The sequence below is a fragment of the Duganella rivi genome, assembly GCF_009857435.1.
Lineage (GTDB): Bacteria > Pseudomonadota > Gammaproteobacteria > Burkholderiales > Burkholderiaceae_D > Rugamonas > Rugamonas rivi.
The window spans coordinates 228,252-248,503 of the sequence record NZ_WWCK01000001.1; the positions used below are offsets into that span (position 1 = coordinate 228,252).

At 58.6% G+C, this 20,252-nt stretch carries 18 protein-coding genes and 1 pseudogene; 1 reads left to right on the forward strand and 18 read right to left on the reverse strand.

What is annotated here, in order from left to right; genetic code table 11:
• The 10 genes from GTP45_RS01095 to GTP45_RS01140 all read right to left on the reverse strand — a co-directional run bounded on the left by GTP45_RS01095 (position 1) and on the right by GTP45_RS01140 (position 10,727).
• The gene (locus GTP45_RS01095; RefSeq protein ID WP_161012040.1) at positions 1–1,053 is read right to left on the reverse strand and encodes a hypothetical protein; all 1,053 of its coding nucleotides are present in this window, start codon (positions 1,051–1,053) and stop codon (positions 1–3) included.
• A complete protein-coding gene (locus GTP45_RS01100; protein ID WP_161012041.1) occupies positions 1,050–5,594 on the reverse strand; it encodes a phage tail length tape measure family protein in 4,545 nt (1,514 codons plus the stop codon). Before GTP45_RS01100 ends, GTP45_RS01095 begins: the two co-directional genes overlap by 4 nt.
• Positions 5,575–5,871 carry a DUF1799 domain-containing protein gene (locus GTP45_RS01105; RefSeq protein WP_161012042.1) on the reverse strand — a complete coding sequence of 99 codons (297 nt, stop codon included), beginning with the start codon at positions 5,869–5,871 and terminating at the stop codon, positions 5,575–5,577. Before GTP45_RS01105 ends, GTP45_RS01100 begins: the two co-directional genes overlap by 20 nt.
• A gap of 71 nt (positions 5,872–5,942) precedes the next feature.
• Complete coding sequence (locus GTP45_RS01110) at positions 5,943–6,290, reverse strand: hypothetical protein (RefSeq protein WP_161012043.1); 348 nt, start codon at positions 6,288–6,290, stop codon at positions 5,943–5,945.
• 31 nt (positions 6,291–6,321) lie between these two features.
• Positions 6,322–7,290, reverse strand: a complete 969-nt coding sequence (locus tag GTP45_RS01115) for a phage tail tube protein (RefSeq protein WP_161012044.1) — start codon at positions 7,288–7,290, stop codon at positions 6,322–6,324.
• Positions 7,291–7,303: 13 nt separating this feature from the next.
• Positions 7,304–7,513, reverse strand: coding sequence for a hypothetical protein (locus GTP45_RS01120; RefSeq protein WP_161012045.1), 210 nt, complete (start codon positions 7,511–7,513; stop codon positions 7,304–7,306).
• Positions 7,506–7,952 (reverse strand): hypothetical protein, encoded by a 447-nt coding sequence (locus GTP45_RS01125; RefSeq protein ID WP_161012046.1) that lies wholly within the window; start codon positions 7,950–7,952, stop codon positions 7,506–7,508. The genes GTP45_RS01120 and GTP45_RS01125 overlap by 8 nt, the downstream gene beginning before the upstream one ends.
• On the reverse strand, positions 7,949–8,251 hold the full coding sequence (locus GTP45_RS01130) for a head-tail joining protein (protein WP_161012047.1): 303 nt from the start codon (positions 8,249–8,251) through the stop codon (positions 7,949–7,951). Before GTP45_RS01130 ends, GTP45_RS01125 begins: the two co-directional genes overlap by 4 nt.
• Positions 8,252–8,253: 2 nt before the next feature.
• The gene (locus GTP45_RS01135; RefSeq protein WP_161012048.1) at positions 8,254–8,580 is read right to left on the reverse strand and encodes a DUF2190 family protein; all 327 of its coding nucleotides are present in this window, start codon (positions 8,578–8,580) and stop codon (positions 8,254–8,256) included.
• A 56-nt stretch (positions 8,581–8,636) separates the two neighbouring features.
• The gene (locus GTP45_RS01140) at positions 8,637–10,727 is read right to left on the reverse strand and encodes a ClpP-like prohead protease/major capsid protein fusion protein (protein WP_161012049.1); all 2,091 of its coding nucleotides are present in this window, start codon (positions 10,725–10,727) and stop codon (positions 8,637–8,639) included.
• 323 nt (positions 10,728–11,050) lie between these two features.
• Between GTP45_RS01140 and GTP45_RS01145 the strand changes: the two are divergent.
• Positions 11,051–11,722, forward strand: a pseudogene (locus GTP45_RS01145) (PEP-CTERM sorting domain-containing protein); the annotation flags it as partial.
• A gap of 49 nt (positions 11,723–11,771) precedes the next feature.
• Here the strand turns inward: GTP45_RS01145 and GTP45_RS01150 are convergent.
• The 8 genes from GTP45_RS01150 to GTP45_RS01185 all read right to left on the reverse strand — a co-directional run bounded on the left by GTP45_RS01150 (position 11,772) and on the right by GTP45_RS01185 (position 20,141).
• Complete coding sequence (locus GTP45_RS01150; RefSeq protein ID WP_161012051.1) at positions 11,772–13,988, reverse strand: cellulase family glycosylhydrolase; 2,217 nt, start codon at positions 13,986–13,988, stop codon at positions 11,772–11,774.
• A 222-nt stretch (positions 13,989–14,210) separates the two neighbouring features.
• Positions 14,211–15,785 carry a phage portal protein gene (locus GTP45_RS01155; RefSeq protein WP_161012052.1) on the reverse strand — a complete coding sequence of 525 codons (1,575 nt, stop codon included), beginning with the start codon at positions 15,783–15,785 and terminating at the stop codon, positions 14,211–14,213.
• 26 nt (positions 15,786–15,811) lie between these two features.
• A complete protein-coding gene (locus GTP45_RS01160) occupies positions 15,812–16,045 on the reverse strand; it encodes a DUF6148 family protein (protein WP_161012053.1) in 234 nt (77 codons plus the stop codon).
• Positions 16,046–16,098: 53 nt separating this feature from the next.
• Positions 16,099–16,425, reverse strand: coding sequence for a Mor transcription activator family protein (locus GTP45_RS01165; RefSeq protein WP_161012054.1), 327 nt, complete (start codon positions 16,423–16,425; stop codon positions 16,099–16,101).
• On the reverse strand, positions 16,422–18,482 hold the full coding sequence (locus GTP45_RS01170; protein ID WP_161012680.1) for a phage terminase large subunit family protein: 2,061 nt from the start codon (positions 18,480–18,482) through the stop codon (positions 16,422–16,424). The genes GTP45_RS01165 and GTP45_RS01170 overlap by 4 nt, the downstream gene beginning before the upstream one ends.
• A 5-nt stretch (positions 18,483–18,487) precedes the next feature.
• Positions 18,488–18,985: a terminase small subunit gene (locus GTP45_RS01175; protein ID WP_161012055.1), complete on the reverse strand. Its 498-nt coding sequence runs from the start codon at positions 18,983–18,985 to the stop codon at positions 18,488–18,490.
• Positions 18,986–19,113: 128 nt separating this feature from the next.
• Complete coding sequence (locus GTP45_RS01180; RefSeq protein WP_161012056.1) at positions 19,114–19,392, reverse strand: hypothetical protein; 279 nt, start codon at positions 19,390–19,392, stop codon at positions 19,114–19,116.
• Positions 19,389–20,141, reverse strand: a complete 753-nt coding sequence (locus GTP45_RS01185; protein WP_161012057.1) for a hypothetical protein — start codon at positions 20,139–20,141, stop codon at positions 19,389–19,391. Before GTP45_RS01185 ends, GTP45_RS01180 begins: the two co-directional genes overlap by 4 nt.
• Positions 20,142–20,252: the final 111 nt, after the last annotated feature.

A 20,252-nucleotide genomic window follows, 5' to 3' on the forward strand; every position in this document is an offset into this window, starting at 1 on the left:
CTAGACTTCCTCAAGCTCAAGAGTGGTTACGGTGATTGTTTTTTCCAAATTGATGGCGAAGCGTTTGTAAATCCCAAGGATTAACAAAGCTTCGAAGTACTCGTGGTCGCTATCATCCAGCCCAGACCATACGACTGGCTTCGCATCCAGATCCCTACGAATCTGGCGTAGGCGCTCGATGAGCGACTTATCAGTTTCAACAATGAGATTTGCCTTGGGAATATTCGGCTTCGGCTGCAATTCACTATTGCCGTCGTCGTCGCGCTTCACTTTCGAGAAATTCAAGACGTCGGACTCAGCGCTATAACGAACGCCGCCCAGATACTCGGCCATTCCAACCACGCAAGAACCACACTCAGTATTGCCGAACGCGTTGGAGATCGCGACCGTAATCGTCGCATTGGAGTATGGCGGCAGGTCGAATAAAGCAAGGCTTTCTTTAGTGCGGAAGCCACGGCGCAAATACTCGCTCCATTTGCGGACATCGCGCCTAATGAGGTTCACTGTCTTCGAGTAAGCGACCACACCAGCAACCTCGACGGTGACCGCCACCGAAGTTGCCGCGAGCCCCAGCAGCGCAATGGCGCTGACACGCTTGACCGGAGTCAGCACAACCGACAGCGTGCCCCCAAAGATTGTGCGCGTATTGCGCAACAGATCGAACATAGCCCACCGATTGGTGGCGCCAACCAGGAACCACTTCTCGCCGTCAGACAGAGGATTTCCTACGTTGCCGGACATAAGTGATTGGTAGACCTGGTGTGAAGCCGGATCGATTACTCGCCATCCCAACGCGTACGTAGCTCCAGCTGCATACACGTTATAGGTTGTGCCGGCAAAGACCCACCACGCAGGCGAACTTGCCGGCGCATTTCCGACGTTTCCGCCCTTCTTCGATGCAAAGCAATCGAATGCTCCGTTGGCGCCGGTAACGGAAACCAAAGCGCCAGCCGCGTAGGTTGTCCCGGTCGCGTATGCAGTAGGCACGCCTTCCGGCACAGGGCTACTTGTAAGGATCGCGTCGGTAATCGAGATTGGAGGAATAACGTTCATTCGCTTGTCGTCACCAAAGCATCACCATCACGGGTGACACGTTGAAGGATATCGGCCGCCTTCTTCGAGGCGGTCGCCGAGTTGCCGGTGTTGGTCGCCACCACCTCCAGCGCGTAGATCAACCGCTGGGCGGTCGCTTCTGTGAGTCCACCGCTCGAGTCGGCATTCAGAATCGCGCGCGTCTGAGAAGCGGTGTAGATACGGGCGGGCTGGGCGAAGTTTGCCAATTCAGGCCCGCGTTCGCCAACAAGGGACAGGCCGGAGGCAACTCCGCCATTTTCGTGCGCACCGATGGCGCCGTTTTTCAATGCCGTCTGCCAGAACGAAGCCGCTGATGTCGCAAAGTCAGACTTGCTCCCTGCCATTTTTTCAATCAAGCTCTTCACGAAAGCGAAATCGGTGGCGTAGGATAGAGATCCAGCGCCACGCGCCTTCGAGGCCTCCAAAAACTTATTTGCAGCAGACTGAATGTTGTCGCTATCGGCCCGCAAGAGAGCATCTTTCGAAAGTTCGTACTTCGCCTGGCTGGAGAGTGGCGACAGGTCGCCAATACTTAGCTCGTCGTTGAATTTACGGAGCGCCGCAGCCGCTTCAGTAGCCTTTTTAATGCTATCAGCCAGTGCGTTCCCTAGGCTCAGCGTAGCCGCGGCGGAGGACTCTTGCGCTGCCTTGATCGCCTCGGCAGCTTTAGCATGCGCATCGGCCGAAGCCTTGGCGGCCTGCACCTGATCAAACAAAGCCCGGTTGCTCTCATCGAGCGCGTCGCGCTCCTTCGCCAGCAGTTGGGCCGAAGACATAGTCAACTCGTCTAGCTGGTTGCGCAAGGTCTTGCGCTCATCAGCGATTTCCTGCTCAGTCTTGGTCAGATCCTCCGTCGCCGCGTGCGTCTCTGCGAAGGCTTTAGCCAACCCGAGCAATGTTGCATACTGCTGCGCGCCAGCGTCGGTCAAGAGCGCACCAGAACTCGCAAGGCCCAGCACGTAGTCCTTGAATTTTTCACGCGTGTCCAAGCTTTGCAGGCCCATTTTGGCTAGTTGATCGGTGACGTACTTCTGCACCGGCGCCAGTTGCTCGGCCTTACTCAGGAAATCTTTCGCGAAATTGTCGGACTGGCTGGCCAGTTCATCAATGCCACCAGCCAGCTCAATCAGGCGCTCGCGCGCCGAAACACTGGCGATACCGGTAGCTCCGAAAGTACTGCCAGTGGCGGCGAGAATAGCGTCCAACTTGGCGTAATCACCAGCGATACGCATCACCGTTTCAGCGTAGCCCTCACCTACCTGCCGGAATTTATCCAGTTCGGGAAACGCAGCTGCCGCGATCTCATCCATCGATTTCGAGATGACGGAGTTAAGCGCATCGGTCAACTCCGTACCGGTCAGCCCCTTCAAGGAAACCTTGGTGCTTTCCAGTGTCAAATTGTCCAACACCTTGATAATGTCGGCCGCTGAGCCGCCCATCGCTTCGGATGCCGCTTGGAGAGACTTGTCCAAGTTCGTAAAAATCAGGCCGAACTGCTTCGACAACTCATCGTTCAAGCCTTGCGTCTCAATGCGGTTACTCGTGCTCTTCGACAGTCCGAACCAACTGGACTTGGTTGTATCTATACTGGCGTACTGCTCGAAGCCTTGTCCCGCCTGCAGGCTGCGTACACTTCCACCGTACTGCAATCCCGAGTCGACGATCTTTTGGGTCGTCTTCCCCCACAGTTTGGAAACGGCGCCACCGATTGCACCGCCGATGGCAGCGCCAAGTGGCCCCGCGAGCAGCCCCCCTGCAATAGCGCCAAGCCCTGCGCTGCCAGCCAGCGCTGTTGGCCCGCCGGTTGCAATCGTTCCCGTCTGAATGCCCATATTTGCGCCATCAGTAAGGCCCGTGGTACGCACCACCAGATTAGTCAAGCCCACCATCGATGATTCAATGTTCTTCAGCGCGGTCAGCATGCCCTGATTGATCGGCAGCATATCATTGGAGTTTTGGGTAAGCAGCTCAATGGAATGGCGGATCGAGTCCGATTTCGCCGAGCTGTCACCGAAGACGGAACCTGTCCCCTGCGTCTTCTGCATGTCAGCAGCGCTCATCCCGCCGCTGCCACCTCCGCCGCCGGTGGATGCACCGAGCGCCGCCATCACGCCGATCATTGCGGCAACGCCAGCAAAACCGCCGAAGCCTGACTGAGCGAACATTTGGGCCGCACCTGCTGCAATTGCCGGGCCGATCGAAGCCAGATTCATCGCCAACTGAGCCAGGTGGAAGGCCTGGGATACGCCTTGCAACACCTTATAGCCCTTGCTCTGCTCGCCGAAGAATTCTGAGGCGGCGCCCGCGATGTCACCATACGCCCCCATACGCACCTGCGTCTCCTTTTGGGTGATCGCGATATTTGCGGCTGACAGCTTTTTTGAATCGTTGGCGTAAGCCACCGCCGCCGCAGCGCGCGCGCGCTCTACCGTGGTTTGGGCGATCCCATAGTCCTGCAAGGAAGCGCGCAGCTTCGTTAACGCATCGCCGGCGCCGCCGAAGGCGTCCTTCAACGCGTCACCGAAGGACTTCGCTTTCATAGGGTCGAGGTAGTCCTCCAAATCTTTTGCGCTGAATTTATCCGATGCCTCCTGCTTGACTGCGCCGGCTCGCTTCGCAGTGGCAAGATCCCGCAACTGCTGCGCCTGACGCCGGTATTCTTCGGAAAGCTTACCGCTAAAATCCAAGCCGTCAGCGATCTCGGCGTTCTGTTCGGCCAGTGCTGCACGATCCTCGAGGCGGGCGATGGTCAGTTCCATCTGACCGGCCTTAGTTAGACCAATCTCGGCATTAGCGTCACGCTGAACAATGATCTGATCTGCGAGCGATCGATTTACGGCTTGCTGCTTTTCAACGGCGTTAGCGTAGTTTTCCGCAGCCGCACGGCTTCGACGAACCTCAAGCTCTTCTAGCTCGTTTTGTTCTTGAAGCGCACGGGTAGCCTGCTGAGCGGACAACTGGGCAATCTGGCCACGCAGCGCAGCCTGATCCTTCTGACTATTTTGTTTTTTCGCGGTAAGCGCGAGTTCTTCGGCCAGGCGGGACTTCTCCTTCTCAAATGCGGCATTGTCGAGTTGTGCGACCGCGCGGATGTAGTCCTCTTCAAGAACCAATCCTGATCGATTCTTGGACGTCAGCAAATCAACCGACCGGCGAATTACCGCGTCTTCGGTAGCGCCTCGGCGCTTGATCGCCTCAATCTGAGAGTCGATGGCATCGTTTGCGATATCACCATAGCTTTGGGTGATCTGGGCGATGCGTTTCGAAATCGCCTCGTCGGAAGCATGAGCGGCAGCACCTTCAGCACGGGCTTTGGCGATTGCGTTTTCCAATTGCAGCTGACGCGGAAGATACTTCTCGCCATCTTGCATCCATTTGATCTTGGCCTGCTCAAGATCGTTCGCCGCCTTCTTACTGGCGGCGACCTCCCCTTCCTTTTTCTTCCGATCTTCAAGTCCGCTTAGCTCGGCCTGCAAGATCGCTTTACGCTTGTTGGAGTCGGCACGGTTTTCGGCGGAGCTGCCCACAAACGTCATCTGCTCCAGCTTGATTTTCTGGAGTTTGCTTTTTACATCATTGATCTTATCGTCGAGTGTGTCCTCACGCCCAACGTTAAGCATGAAGTCCCAAGCCTTGCTGGCTTTCAGACCGACCCATTCCCACGCCGATTCCAGCGTGCCCAGATTAGCCTTAATGCCGGCGGTGCGCTGATCCAGCGCCGCCGCGTATGCTTTCTGCGCGAGATCACCAGCAGCGTCTACATCGCCTTTGCGTTCGAGGGCTACAATCTGTTCGTACACCGCTGCGGTGAGAAAGTTGTAACGCTCGTTCAGGCGTAGCGTCGCCTGGACGGGCGACTTTCCAAGATCCTCGAAATCCTTCACGGTGGAAGTGAGGGCTATACCAACGCTTTTTTCAGCGTTGACGGCCGTGGTCGCGAAGGCTTTCAGATTTTCCCGCCCCACTCGGCCGGTTTCGGTCAGCGCGGCAATGGCAGCTGCCGCCTGCTTTTGAGTCGCGTCGCCACTGCCAATCTCGCGGGCCATGCTGGCGAGCTGGTCTTTCGTCACGCCGGCAGCATTGCCAGACATCACAATGGCACGATTGAACGCGGCCGCCTCCTTGCTGCCCTGATAGTACGCATATCCGACAGCGGCGGCGGCGGCTGCCAAAACGGTATACGGGTTGATTAGCCCCAAAGCGTAGCCGCCAAGCGCGCGGGCTGCAGCGCCGGTGCTGCCGAACATATCGCGCAGTTGGCCGCCCTGCTGAAGTAAAACAGTGAGTGGGTTCTGGCCTGCTTGTAGGCTCACCACGATGTCGGTGAACTGCGCCGGCACTTGGCGCAAAGCGGCAGCGGTCTGAGCTGCCGACACACCAAGCCGCCGGAGCTGATCGCCGCCGCCTGCCATACTGTTAAGCGCACCAGTCGCCTCTGTGCGAAGACGATGGTACTCAGCAATGGCTTGAGTGGCTTCGGCAGTAATGAGGACGCGAGTTTCAGCCATCTCGATTTTCACTCCATGCATCCAACATCGCATCCTCCATCGTTTGAATCTTCGCCAGCAAGGCGGCGCGATCTTGGCGTCTCACGCCGCAAATTCGCATAACAGCCTCGACACCCTCAGCCCGAAGCCCGATCGCCTCGCCCATCGCAGTTACATTCCACTGTCGCCGGATCTTCGCGTAGAAGTTCCACGCATCGAGGTTCTCCGGCCAGAGATAGACCACGGGCGGGTCGAACCGCCTTTTCTCATAAACCGGCACCAAGCCCCAAAAGGCGGCGGAGGTGTCCACCGCTGTGGCCTGAGCTTCCTCTTCTTGCTCCGAACAAATCTGACCAAGCGCAGATAGGCGGGCGAGGCTTCTTAGTTTTTTTCTACGGCGCCATTTTCTTTCACAAAAGTGTTGAAACACAGCAATGCCAAGCCAGCGATGTCGATCAGCTGATCGAATGAGTCAGGGCAGAACGGCGCCGGCGTATCGTCCTCTTCCAAAACCAAGCGCTGACCTTCCCAGCCCTTAACGATTTCGCGCAGAATGTCCTTGATAGAGCTTTGAGAGGACATCTTTGTCTTCAGATCATCAGCACTCAATCGGTCGCAGGTGAGCTTGAACTTGAAGGCAACGGTGTTGCCGTGCTCGTCCTTCAAATTCCCTTCAACGGGAACAATCACGGTGTCACTCACCATCACCTTGTATTTCTTTTTGCTCATTTTCTAAATTCCCTTCGTTGAACGTACTCGATTAGTAGAAGACCAGGCGCAATTCGTCATTGCCGGCTTTAGGGTTGACGTTCAGCTTGAAACCAATCAACCGCTGACCGTTCAACTCGTCCTTAGTTGGCTCCAGGCGCTGAACCGATGCCAGGAACAGCATCACCATGTCGCCAACGACCGTCCCGTGTTGCAGACCCACACTCGTCAGAGCAGTCGACTTGACATCGGCGAGGAAGGCGACCTCCTGCGCGGCCGTAAGATCGAGCTTCACCGAGCCCGTCATTTTGCGATCGGTAATGGGAACCGATTCACCGCCAAGCAGTGCATTGAATGGAGTTTGGATGCCGAAATCGACAGTGATGCCTTGGCTCGGGTACGTACTGCCGGAGGTGAGCGCGGGTGCGCCGGTGGAGGCGTGAGTGCAGCCAAAAGTAAGATCACCGGAGTTCGCGTCTATCACGGTTTGTGGCACGCGCCATGCGGTGAGCGTCGTGGCCGGCAGCGGATCTTCGATATCGCCGCCGTCCTTGGCGACGAACTTGAATTTCAGCTTCGGAATCCCGCCCTGCGTCATATCCAGCGAAGCGCTGCCGCGCGCGCCGACCAACTTGTGCAGCACGCCGTCGTCGTACCAGTAGATAGTCAGCGACTCGAAGTTGCCAGAGATCGGCGTATAGTCCACACGAGTCCCAGCCGTGATAACTTCAGCGAAACCACAGGCGCGCAGGAGCGGCCCCAGCGGAGGCGCGGTACCGGGAGTGCCGGAACCAACGACTTCGATGTCGAAGCTGGCTTCCTTATAGCGCGTGCCGATCAGCTCCTCGGAGTTGCCCAAATACTTGCGGATGATGTCGCGAGCCTGATTTTGCGCGTTAAGCACATTGATCGACACATTGCTGACGAGCAAAGCATTTGCGGCACCAATCGGGATAGAATCTTGGCCGTAAGTGGTCTCCAACTTTGCCAGGATAACGGTATTGCGAGTATTGCGGCTCATAGCGTACTCCCGGTTATTTGGCGTCTTGCGCCGGTTCAGTTTCGACACGGGTCAGCGCGCCGGACTTGGGGCAACGGACAAAGCTGCCACCATGCTCCGGTTGCTCGACGACTTGCTCGTCCAGTGGACGAGTTTCCAAGCTAGCTTGGTCTTGGTCGCTGCTCAGCGCGCCGGTGTCGGCGCTCTTACCGACACCAGATTTCGAATCGTTCGACTTAGACATGCTCTAACGTCCTTCCCTTAGTACGATGTTCAACAATAAATTTAGCGGTAGTGCAGCCGAGCGCGGTGTCTAGCTCGTCCAGATCCCATGACAGTGTGTCGCCGTCCAGTGGGGCAACCTCGATGGCCTTACCTCCTAAAGAGGGGTTCTCGGCCAGCGCCGCGAAGACCTGCTCGACAATTTCATCGGACGCCTCGTCAGGCTCACCACCAGTCATGCGGCCGTACGACTCGATCTGCACCAGCGTCTTCCAGGTAGTTGGGCCGCCTTTCACATGCGCGAGCATGCTGGCACTGCGACCAAGGCGGACAATCACTGCGTGCGGCGTCTCCGAGTTGATCGCGCGTGTCCGCGAGCTGTAGACCCTGCCCGCCGCGACGCCCGCGGCGATCAGGGTGGATACAACCGCTTTCAGCACCAACCGATGGGAGGTGGTCATCGCTTCTCCAGCACTACCACACTCAGGCCAGCGAGAGCCTGGCCGTCGGGGTGGCGGTCAACTACAGACCAGATCGCGCCATTGATGGAGAGTTCCATCCCAATGAAATCGAGCGGAACATCTTCGTTCGCAATCACCATCTGCGGTTCAGAAGCGCCGATACCGACAACGCCCACCATCCCGACTTTGTATTCGGCGTCGAAGATCACGCGCACGCCCTCGCCATTGATTAAGGCTGTCGCGTTCGACAGCTTTTTCATGGCGGCGCTGTTGATACGCGCTTCGACAAGCTCGAACATGGTCAGGCGTTGATCTTGATGTTGACGGTTCCCGCGCCATTACCAGCCGCGTAAGCGGCGTAGCCGGCCAAGATGTTGCTACCAACAGTGGTAGTGAGTCGGTTGTTGCCGGCGTCCCAGTACAGCAGATCGCCTTGAGCGACGACATCGGTCGTCAGCTTTGGCAACTGCCAGACATCAGTGACTTGAACGGGGCCGGATTGGCCCACAGCGATATCGCCCAGAGCGATACCGATGCGCTTACCGATCACCACGACGGCGCCAGACGACACCGCAGTGATCGCGGTGAAGCTCAGCACTTCACCGTCTTGAACGTAGTTCTTCGCCATGAGTGGCTCCTTGAGGGTTGTCGGCCACTCCCGTGGCCTGGATCGGTGATCGGTGCTTACGCGCCAGGATTGGATTGCATGGTGCGGAAGTCGAGCGGCGCAACGCCTGCATCGTGGCGCACCTTGAACTCGACGCCGTCGATAGTCCAGCCATCCTTTTGCTCCAGCGTCGGCGTTTCGACGCCATCGAGGTAGCTAACCTCCACGGTGTCGGTGATGTTCGCGTTAGCCGTGCCGTACCAGGCGGTCGCCGACGCAGCGTCGAGGCGAGCATCGGAGATCACTTCGAAGGTGCCGCGCACGAAGTTAGGCGTGGTGTTGTTCTTGGTTGCCGCACCGACCTCGTACTCGCTATCGCGTACGACACTGGCGGTACCTTCCAGCGCCAGTGGCACCAACAGCTGCGCCAGGCGGATGTTCAGCACAGCGTTGCCGTCCGTCTGTTTACCCATCGCCACGCGCATTTGATCCACCGACAGGGTGCTGATGCCGGAACCGGTCATCAGGTTCTTGTGGTTTGCGTGGAACAGCTGAACGTTGTCGCGCATGGTCGGGTTGCTGGTCAAGATGCCGTACACCAGGTCGCCGATCGTGCGGATGGCCGCACGGCCCATCCGGCGCGGGATTTTGGAGAAGGCATCGAGATCGTCGTTAATGACGGTCTGGCGAGTGATTGAGAACAACTTGCCGTAGGTGGCCAGTTGCACCGTCTCGCCGCGCTCGCCGACGGTAGCGTAGGTGTATTCCGCACCATCCTGCACCTTGGACAGCGTAGGGAACGAGTTCAGGTCAACGCGCTTGCCAGGCTTGAAGTCGCCCAGCGTGCCTTTCGAAGTCCACTTTTGGAAGGTTTCGTCAGCTTCCTCGTAGCCCTTGAGCATCGCCTTGTTGGCGACGTTCTGCAGCAGCAACGGGAAATCGCTACCAGTGTGCGTGAATGCAGCAGCCACCAGCGCCATCTTATCCATGCCTCGCGCGCTCACACCGAGATGCGCCAGCGATTCGCGGGCCAGATCCATCAGGTTAAAGCTACGGAAGCCGTTAGCAGTGTCGTCGTTGCCGAGGCCGGCCTTTGCCATCAACGCTGCTGCCGCACCGGCGCGGAACTTGTCGCGCGAATCTTCCATCGTAATGATGCGGGTCACTGCCGCCGGCGTCGAATCTTTGCCGAGGTGAGCGAGCAGTTTTGCGTTCGCCTTCTCGACCGTGCACTCTTGGTCATCCTGGCATGCGAGCATCAGCGCGTTCGCGCCTTCAACGTTGGAGAACTTGGCGAACGCCGCCGAGATATCGGCGCGACGGATCTTGTCCGCTGCGAGCGCGGCGTTGGCGGCCGCAGCGGCCGCAGCCTGGACATCAGCCGGCGTGGTTACTGCAATAACAGGCGCTGCGGTCTGTGCTGCTGGCGCGGTTTGATTCATGGTAACGTTCTCCTTGGTGGTGATGACTGGCGCCAGAATTGCCGCCGCGGTTGTTTCTTGTGTGGGGAAAGATTTGTAGCGCGCACGCGCCGTAGCATGGAGGTGTGCCGAGGCGGCAATGGGGACTGCTGACACGATTGTGTCGATCAGCTGCGCTGCTTCCGCTTCTGCGGCGGTGTACCAGTGATCCTTGCCGTCCTTGAGCAAGGCCAGCGCGCCGGCCTTGTCGCCGGAACGGACGGCGTAGCTCGTGGCCATCGCGTCCGAGTACGTGTCGAGCATCTCGGCATAGTCGCGCATCTGGTTCGCATTGCCGGAGACCCAGTCCAACCAGGGGGCGTGGATCATCAGCAGCGCGTTCTCGGCCATCTGGATCTCGTCGCCAGCCATCGCAATCAGGCTGGCAATTGACGCGGCAACGGCATCGACGATCGTGGTGACGGTAGCCGGGTGGCGCTTGATGGCGTTGAAGATTGCGATGCCATCGGCTACCGAGCCGCCAAAGCTGTTGATGCGCACGGTCATTTCGGTGACATCCAACGCCGCGATCTCGCGAACGAAGTCCTTAGCGGCGATCGTGTCGCCGTACCAGCTTTCGCCGATGTCGCCGTAGATCAGGATCTCGGCCGACGACGCGGCGACCGCACCTGCAGCGGCTGGCCGCGCGTGGGCGCGGATGGTGTACCACTTCTGCTGATTGTCTTGGTTTTGCGTAGGTGCGGACATGTGCGTTCCTTGTTCAGTTCGCACAGTTTCGCGTTTGGCCAGTCTCATTTCTACGTAAAACCGAGACTGCTATCGCCAATGTCACGGCTGGATCATCGCGTGTCGGACGGAGCCGCTGGCCACCGCCACATTACCGAAGCTTCTCGTCAATAAGCATAACGGTACATGTTTTGGCAATAAGTTCAGTTCATAAAATGTTGCAATATAAATACGGAAAAGTACGATCATCACTACCTTTGCGCCGTATTGCGGTACATTAATAGATGTCTTTTTTGCACCAAAATGGATCTCATTCTCGGAAAACAATTTGAATCGGAATCTTTATGAAACTATATAAGTTTTTGCACGCAGCCCTGCTTGCAGGACTGATGTGCTCGGCACAGGCTGCCGACTACGCGAAATTCGGCTTTACGGCAGCTGTCTCAACGATCCTGGTCGATGGTAAGCCAATAACAGAAGATGTCATCACAATCAAAGGGAAAGAACTTCGCCTCGGCGATAGCATCAAAGGAACATTCTCATTCAGTACCGTCGCACCCGTTTGGATGACGGTAACTCCTGATATCGATTTAATCTATAAAGACTTGGGCTATTCGGAGTTCTCGTCTACAAGTGGCTTAGCGTTCGGTGATTACTTGGCGCCACAGTCGAGCCAGTTCCGGGTCGTGAATGGCGGAGCTCCCTCAAGCGCCGACTCCTTGTCGTTCACTTTCACTCCCTACCAGAGCGATGCCGAACGAGCCACCTTCCTCTTCAGCGATCCAACCGGCAGCTCCCTAAATAGCCCATCTCTCCCATTGGACTTGAACCTTAATAAATTTGCCACTCACTCACTGCGATATGCTATCGACTCCGGCGTCGGTCAGATCGAACTAGTTGCCGAGGTGGCTGTCCTGCGTAATCTTTCGCCCGTGCCGGAGCCCTCGACCTACGCCATGCTGTTGGCCGGCCTGTGCCTAACCACCGCCATCGCGCGCCGGAAGCGCCCAGCTGCGCGAGTTGCCGTTGGAACGATAGCGGCGCGCGCTCCGGTTGACGCGCCCGCTACCTTTCAACTGCCACACCGATGCCGCTGATGGTTAACGCTACCGCGTTTGCGGAAATGTCAGCAATCGTGCCATCGGGGAACGCCCGGATGTGCAGCATCGAACGACGGTTTACCGCTCCAGCCATGTGGTCCCAAATTTCCTGGTCGTCCACGATGGATGGGAGCAGAACAATGTCCTGCGCACTAAACGGGACGCCGTTTGAAGCATTACACATAGCATAGATCGTCGTCCCGACGGGGATCGAGTCAGGAACATCACCGGGAACCTGCGCTGTTGTGTGGGCCGGGATCGCCCCGCCCACAGTTTCCCAGTACACGCTGTCGAGCCATATCTCGGTGACGCCGGTGCGGGTGCCGTTGGAATTGTAGAGTTTGAATTTGTAGGCGACGTGGTGCCATTCTCCCAATTCAAAGTCAGGGAGCCTGTCGTTGGTGTTGCCGGATGTTACGCCCGCTGTACCGTTGAAGTAACGGCCATCGGAATAGAACGATTTATTATTAGCAACCAATCGGGCAAGAATGGCGAAGCCAGCCGAAGCCGCCGCGTTTCGGAAGTCCATCATGACCTCGGCGTTATTCAGCGTGCCGGTCAGCTTAAACCAGAACATCAATGCATAGCCGGTGCTGGACTGGTGCGCTGCCGTGCTGGTGAACCGAATGTTGATACCACCGCCGCGATTACCAAGGTTGCGCATTGCACAGGCGGGTCGCATCGCGTTTCGGCGCGACGCCATGGCGCCGCCGACGTTGCGCTGTGGCAGTTGGGCATAGTTGAAAGCCTTGGCAATAGCCATGATGTCTGCGGCACGGGAAGTCGCGGCCTGCGGGTCGATGGCCCATACGCTCTGGCCGGATGCAGCGGCGATGCTGGTCAACTGGACGTTCCACATCAGTGACGTATGAGCATACGGCACGACCGCCTTGGCGAGACGCCACTTTTTCCGCGTGCTGTAGAACTGGGATGCGGTATCTGCATCGTATTCGTTATCGATGCTCACTCCCCATTCGCCGATGATAAGCGGCTTGCGGTCTGCCCGAGCCATATCGGCGTACGCCTGCATCATCGGTTCCACGCCCTCGTAACCAAACGAGTTGTAGACAGCGATAGGGAGAGTACCAACCTCCAAGTTCTGCAACCCAGTGAAAGCGTAGTAGCCGTACATGTGCAGGCAGTACGCATCGAGGCCAGCGAACAGTACTCGGTAGCGTGCTACGGACTGTTCAACGGTTTCCTTGGTGCGGTTGAGCACAATCACTGGCGCGGTAATGTTGGCCGTCACCATGATGCCTGGCTTGGCTGCGCGTGCGGCATCGGCAACCGATTTGAACCATGCGCCCAACTGCGCCGGGGTCGGGTCGGTGAGGCCCGCGTTATCCGTGGTGTACTCGTTCCCGATCGACATCATGCCGATCGCAGGGTGATCGCGGTAGCGGGACACGAACCACGTCATTAACGATTGCGCATAGATGGCCGTCTTCGACGTGGTGCTGCCATATGCAACTGGCTTGGTTTCCCCGAAAAGACCAGGGATGGTGGCTTGGCCGAACAGAATACAGTGCATCCCAATCAAGCCGTAAGCAGCAAGCGCATCCATGTAGGTATCGCACGCAGCCTTGAAGGTCGGCCGCAGATTAGCGTCCGTTACAGTATCAGGCAAGGTCGCGGTATTATGGATGAAACTTGTGTAGTCCGCGCCGCTAAAGCCAGTAAGGCCAACACGGACCAGTTTCCCTCCACAGTCCTTGATGTATTGCAGGTTGAACGCGCGCGACGAGTTGCCGCCAGCTAGGTTGTAGTATTGGTCCGACAGAATGGAATAATAGTTGAAACTGAATGGCGTGAGATTAAGTGCATTAATCTTTTCCAATGGACTCAAGGCTGCGGCTTGAACGCTGCCAAGCACCGCACTCCCCACCGTCGCATCGAGACTGCCAGCGGTGCAGTTAACGACAATCACATTAATGCCGGACAGTGGACCCATGACCACTTTCTGATCAGCAGCGATGGGCACAGTCTTCACTAGGCTACCGTCACTGCTATATTGCTGCGCGACACCTGTTGAGGCCGCAGCGGCCTTGATAGCAATGGAGTCTCCCTCCACCAAGAGAAACGTCTCCGGTGAGCCTGGGGCAATACCCGACCTGCTAGGCGACGATGATTGCTTGAGGCGGGCGATTTCCGCCATGGACAGGAATTCTGCGATGTCAATCATTGTTTCACCCAATCCGATACACCAGTGATCACGCCATTGTCGCGGCTGATGGTCTTAACGAAAGTACCTGCAGTCGTCGTCCAAGTATCAGTGACGATCAACCCACCGACTCGGCCGTAAACGTGCGAGCCGCCGGAAGTGGGGATGCCGCTAGCATCCACAAGGGCTACCTGAGGGATCCGCAAGGTTGGGTCGTCGGGATGGGCGACGCCCGCGGCCGAGTTAGGAACGACTGGTACCGGTTTGCTCATTTTCTTTGTCCTCTTTGACATCATCGTTGCCGGAATCTTCAGGCGGTTCTTCCCGCGCCGGCGCGGCGGGCAACTTGCGCACGTTCGCGAAGTCGGCCGAGAACACCAACTTCATCTCACCGACCTTGGTGCGGTACTGGTTGATCTGTTCAAGCACGTCGTGCGGGTTGGCACCGCGCTTGCGCATTACCTCCACCTCGCTCGCGAAGCCGGCCTGCACCAGCGCCGTCCACGCCAATGCTTCTTTCATTGGGTCGATCCAAGGCATGGCCTGGCCGACGTAAAGCGCATCGCTCGCCGTCGATGGGACAACATCCTTGGGTATCCGCGCGGCACCAGACAGATGCGCGATCTGCACGATGTCTTCCCACACCGGCTGCACGAACTGGCCAACGAAGTCATCGGCTGCTACGGCGTAGTGGACCCATTGCTCGACCAGTTCTTGGCGCTGCGCGGAATAGGTGCCGTTGTAGTCGCGCGAAATGCTGGAGTAGCTGGCGCCAATGCCGGCGGCCACCGCGCGCAGCTGACCGCTGCGGAACGTGATCAAGTTCGGGTTCGGGCGATTGGAGTCGATCATCCCGATGTCCTCACCGGGCTTGAGGTCCTTGATGACCATGCCCGGCGACATCGCGATATCAGTCGAGTTATTGTCAGCGGCAGCGTTGGCGGCGAAACGATCGACGTCGTAGTCCTCCGGCGCGCCGCGGCGTACATACGCAGTTAGGGACGCAGCCACTTTCGCGGCGATCCGTTCGCTTTCCTCGTACTCTTTGATGTCCTCCAGCCGAGTGATGACGCTGGCGAAGATTGAGACACCGCGCATTTGGCCGATGCGGTCTATCGAAGCGACATGTAGCACGTTGGCCATGGGAATGCGCTTGAGGTCAGCGTTGCGCTTCAGGAAGCTGATACCGTTAGGGAATTCCTTGTAGCACCAGATGGCGGTCGCACGGCCCCAGGCATTGCGCTCGATACCCTGCTGAACCCGGTTCGCCTCGTCGTAGTGGTCGAACGGAACGAGGTCCGCTTCGAACAACTCCAAGGAGTATGGAAGTGTCGTTCCGTGGTCGAGAAGCGGGACCGCGCCGCGCAAGCGCTGGGCAAAAAATTCACCATCGCGCAGCCACGAGGCACAGCCGAGGCGCTGCACCTTCGACCAGTGGTGCTTGTGCGTCACCTCGGGGCACTTGCACCAGTCGCGATAAACCTCCTTCAGCGCGCGGGCATATTCCTCGTGGATGGTGCCGTCAGCGCGGCGAGGCTGCGGCTCGATGCCGATGCCGTTGGGGCCGACGATGTTGTTGACCATGGTGCGTAACGCACCACGGAAAATGTCGTGGTTCTGTTCAAGATTCCGCGCCAAGTCGCGCAGCGCGACCGCGCCCTGCTGCACCTGCAGGTCGGGCGAGCGCTGGTCACGTTTTCCTTTGCGAAGTCGCGAGGGCTTCGCCGCGTCGTACTGGCTTAGGACGTACCGCGCGTGCATGCGGCGCAGGCCCGCGCGCGGGAACACCGCGGCAATCGCCCGGTCGAGCAGGTTCATTGGAATCGGCGCCAGCGTGCGACTCATCATTCGCCCGCGAAGTTGGCCAGCGACACGCCCAGACCACCAAACGTCGGCCGCCCGGCGGCGGCGCCTTGCGCGCTCAAGCTGCGTTGCTCCCATTCTTGGCGCCCCTTGCGGATCTCACCCAGATCCTCCATGCGCAGGATGCGATCACCGAAACGCGCCTCCTTACCTTCAAGGAGCGCGCTTTCGGCGGCCAAGTACTTGGCGATCATTTCGGCTGGAGTTGGGGACATAGTGCGGTTCCTGTGGCTTGACGCCTGAAGGTACCGCCTGCGCAGTCTCTTTTCTATGGAAACTGGAGACTCGACGCGGGGCCAGCTTCGTCGGGCAGGCGCTCCGCCGCGCGCAGGTCTTTGTAGAATTGGCCGCGGCTGATGCCAAACTCGGCCTGCAACTCGCGCCTGTTTGTCATGTTGTATCGCGCCTTGATCGCACGGCGGCGCTCCACCACGTTCACCGAGACCTTCTTGACGTAGACTGCTTGACCGCCCCAGTCGAGCCTCATTTTCCGCTCCAATTTCTGGAGTATGTCATCGCACAATGCCAGTTCTGGCACGGCCCGCAGCTCCTGCAACAGGGCCGAGACGATGTCGTAAGTTTGATCGTCGTTCAACTGAATCCCCTATCTGCCCATTCTTCAGAGGCAAAACTGCTACGAGCACGATGCACATTCGAAGGCTGCGCCGGTGGGGCTTCCGCTTTCGGTGGCGATGCGACCGCCACTGGCGCCGGCACTACCGGCGCAGCTGCTGGATTGGCGAACAGATCGGCCATCGCTGGCTGCACCTTCGCTTCAAGGTCATCCCAGAACTTGGCCGGCTTCTTTGTCAGGTCCAGATGCGTCTCCAGCCAGATCATGTAGGTGGCGCAGTCCCAAGCCTCCACGCGCTTGCGCAGCGGCGTCCAGCGCGATTCGCGCCCGTTCGCCGTGGCGCGCTCCACGCGCGCCTCCCCCGCCATTTGCTTGAAGTACTCATCAGTGGCGTCCTTTGAGAAATGCATGTAACCGGGGCCCGGACGCTCGATGCTCATGCGGCCAAATAGCAGATCCTTGGCCAAATTGGTGCCCACCTGCCACAACTTGAGTCCGCGCTTGAGTTTCTTCCCTCGCCAGTCGAGATCCACCAGCGAAACGCCATCTTTGATGTGTTTTTCACGCCCGGAGCGGCCACGGATTGCGAACGTCTTTCTTGAGGTGTGCGCGTGGACAAAGTTGTACACCGCTTGCGTGTGGTGGCCTTGGGTGTCGATGCAGTTCGCATGGATCTTCAGCTTCGTGCCGGCCGCGTGCTCAAACTCGGTTTCGAATAAGTACTCTTCGACGTCGAGCCATACCTGATCCTCTGCCGGGTTGCCGTAGAAGATTTTGTGCTCGACGAGCCAAGTCTCGCAGCCACGACCATACGCTCGAACGGTGTACTCAATCCGATTGTCCTGCGTATCGCCAGACGCCAGAAGCAGCAGGCCGCCGCGCGGCACCGTGCCGAAAATATGCGGCTCGGCTTGATCTTTCAGTTGGTCAGCATCCGTCTTTTCCATCTCCAATGCCCACGGCAGGCCGAGCGTTGTGTTGTGGAAGGTCTTGAGCTTGGTGACGTCACCGGACAATGCCTTTTCGTGCGCCTCAAGGAACTCATCCACCAAGTCCGCCCATGTGGCAGCTGGACTGTATGCCGTCCAGACGTGGAAGGCGATATGCTGCGGCGGCGCGATCTCGGCACCGGCGGCATTGCGGAAGACGCCAGAGGCATCGATCATCATTGTGCCATCAGAGTTTTGCCACCGGCCTTCTTCCGCCACCGCGAGGTATTCCGCTTGCGTAATCAGCAGCCCGCATTCCGCATTCGGGCAAAGATGGCGAACCGAGGAGGAGTCACCGGTCACCCATTTGAAGCCCGTGGAATCGTCCTTCTTGCCCCACGATAGCGCATGGTATTGGCCACACCCTGGGCAGGGAATCGCATACTTGAACCGCTCATCGGCTGCGTCATGGCGCTCTTGTATCAGCGAGAAGCCCGACAGCTTCGGTGTCGAGCCGGTCACCATCTTCGGGAATGTTGCGCCTTCGACCCGCTTTGCCGCGAGCTTATCCGGCGCCCCTTCCTTTTCGATGTCGCGCAGGAATGCATCGAGCTCGTCCAGGAATGCCACATCGACCGAGATCCGGCGGTAAGCCCGCGCTGCCGTGCCGCCTCGCGTATGAAGCAGGCAACCGAGAAACTTCTTCTGCGCCAGCGTATTGTCCTTGTGGCGTGCCAGATGCGCCGGCATGGCCCGGGCCATGACCTTCACATCGCGCAGCATGGTGTCGAGCTCCGTCTTGACGAACTCGTCGTTGTCGCCATCGGTCGGCTGCCACAGCACCTGGTTCCGGCGCTTGTGCTCAGCGAAGTAGCCAATCGCCGCCAGCAGGATCTTGGTATAGCCGACACGTGCCGACTTCATGAAGTCGATGAAACGGATGTCATCATTACTGATGCACGCCATGATCGCACGCTGGAATGGCCACGGCCGCCACTCCTGTTCGACGTAGGAGGATTCCTTGGAGAGGTAGAAGTGCTCACGTGCCCACTCCTCCAGCGTCATCGGTTCGGGTACGCCGAACGAACCGACTCCGCGCGACCAGATAGCGCCCAGCTCTGGCGAATGCCAGTTGAGGACTTCGTACATATCGCTCAAATCTCACCCTCCTCGTCAGGCTCATCATCGACAGTCACGTCAGGGTCGTCGTCGCGTATATCCGCGAGCGACATGCTGGCGGCGATATTGCGCACGCGCGCGATCTCGGCGCCGATAGCATTGATCTCTTCCGCCGGTAGCCCGGGCACGCGGCGGCGCACCGCACCGGGGATTGCGTCGAAAATGCCAGCGATGCGGGCGCCAGCCTTTGCCAGAATCTCCTCGATCAGAACGGCCGGCATCAGCTGCTTCTGCGTGACGGCGTTCTGCAACGCCACACGGATGCGCTGCTCGCGCGCAAGGCCTGCCCGCTCTGTCGCCAGATCGAGATCGCCATTCGCCGCACGGCCGGCGGCCTGCTCACGCAAGTGCGAACAATAAGCCTGCAGCAGCTGGATGCCCGGCACGCTCGTATCCAGCACGCCGCGCCCCACCAAGTTGCCGACCGCCTGTTGGCTGATGCCGACCAGCGAACCGAATTGGGCTTGGGTCATTGGCTGGTTCAGTTCAAATTCTGACAATACAACCCCCTTAGAATTGGCCCATGACTAGCGCGGAGTCAGGGTTCGAACTACCCCTGACAGCCGCAGCTCGGGAGTACCTTTGGAAATTTTGCTTTTCATCAATCATTCACCAATGCAATATATTCCCGAGCACAATGTTTCTTTCGACGCATCGTTTTTGCGCCGCGACGTGGCCGCCGCCCCGCCCCGCTCAGCATCTTCGCCTCAACGGCAGCACGCGCCTGCAGCACTAGAACGGCGCTGCCGTACTGCTTGGTGACGACGCCCTGACCGATCACATTGACGATGGCGTCGCGCGTGGCGGCCATGGCGACGTCGACGCGCCGCAGGGTCTCCCTCGCAGCGCATACGAGTTTTAACTTGTCCTTGCGCTTCATCGCGCCGTCCTTTCTGCCTCGATAAAGGCCTTGGCAAACTCGGTAGGGAATTCGTTGGCAGCTGTCTGCTCGGCCACGTACTTGAAGTCGAAGCGCTCTTGGTAAACCGCCGACCGCACGAACAACAACACCGGGCGGATGGCCGTGCCGCGCGCGAAGCTGGTGCGCTGGTAGACGCCCAGCGGCAAGCGGTCACCGGGATGGCCGATGAAGTAGGACATGCCCTGCTGCCGCTTCGATCCGCGCGCCAGGCGGGCGCGGCCCTTGTCGGTCATGTTGGCCTTGTAGCCCATCTCCGGGAAGGCGCTGAAGAAGGCGAGGATCTGGACGATCTGGCCGCTGCTCATGTTGCCGTAGGCATCCATGCGTGCGCCGCTGGCCGGCACAGCACGGTAGCCGGTGGGCATGGCGCCAACGGCTTGCAGCGCGCGCTCAAATCGCTTCTGCACCCGTTGGCCGCCATCGATCTGTGCACGCAGGAACTTCGCAGCCGGCACCGCCTTGGTGGCCTCGTCCTTCAGCATCACGGTTGCTTCGAGGTGCGCCGCCGTGGCCGGCTTCACGTACACGCTCGATAGCGTGTACGGCGTCGGGTTGCGGAACACGTCCCGCATTTCCTTGACCTCGGCGGCGGCTGCCTTCTGCGCCGTCTTGGTAAGCGCCACACGAGCAGCAAAATTCACCTGCTTCTGGCCCGCCGTGCTGATTGCAGCCAACGCACTGATCGCACCTCGAACATCAACGACCATAACACCCTCCTTTGCTGACGATTACAAGCGCAAAGGGCAACCCTGTAATAGATGAACCCTTATATTTACTGGTGCTTAACATGGTTAACAGGGTTAACATGGTTTGATCCA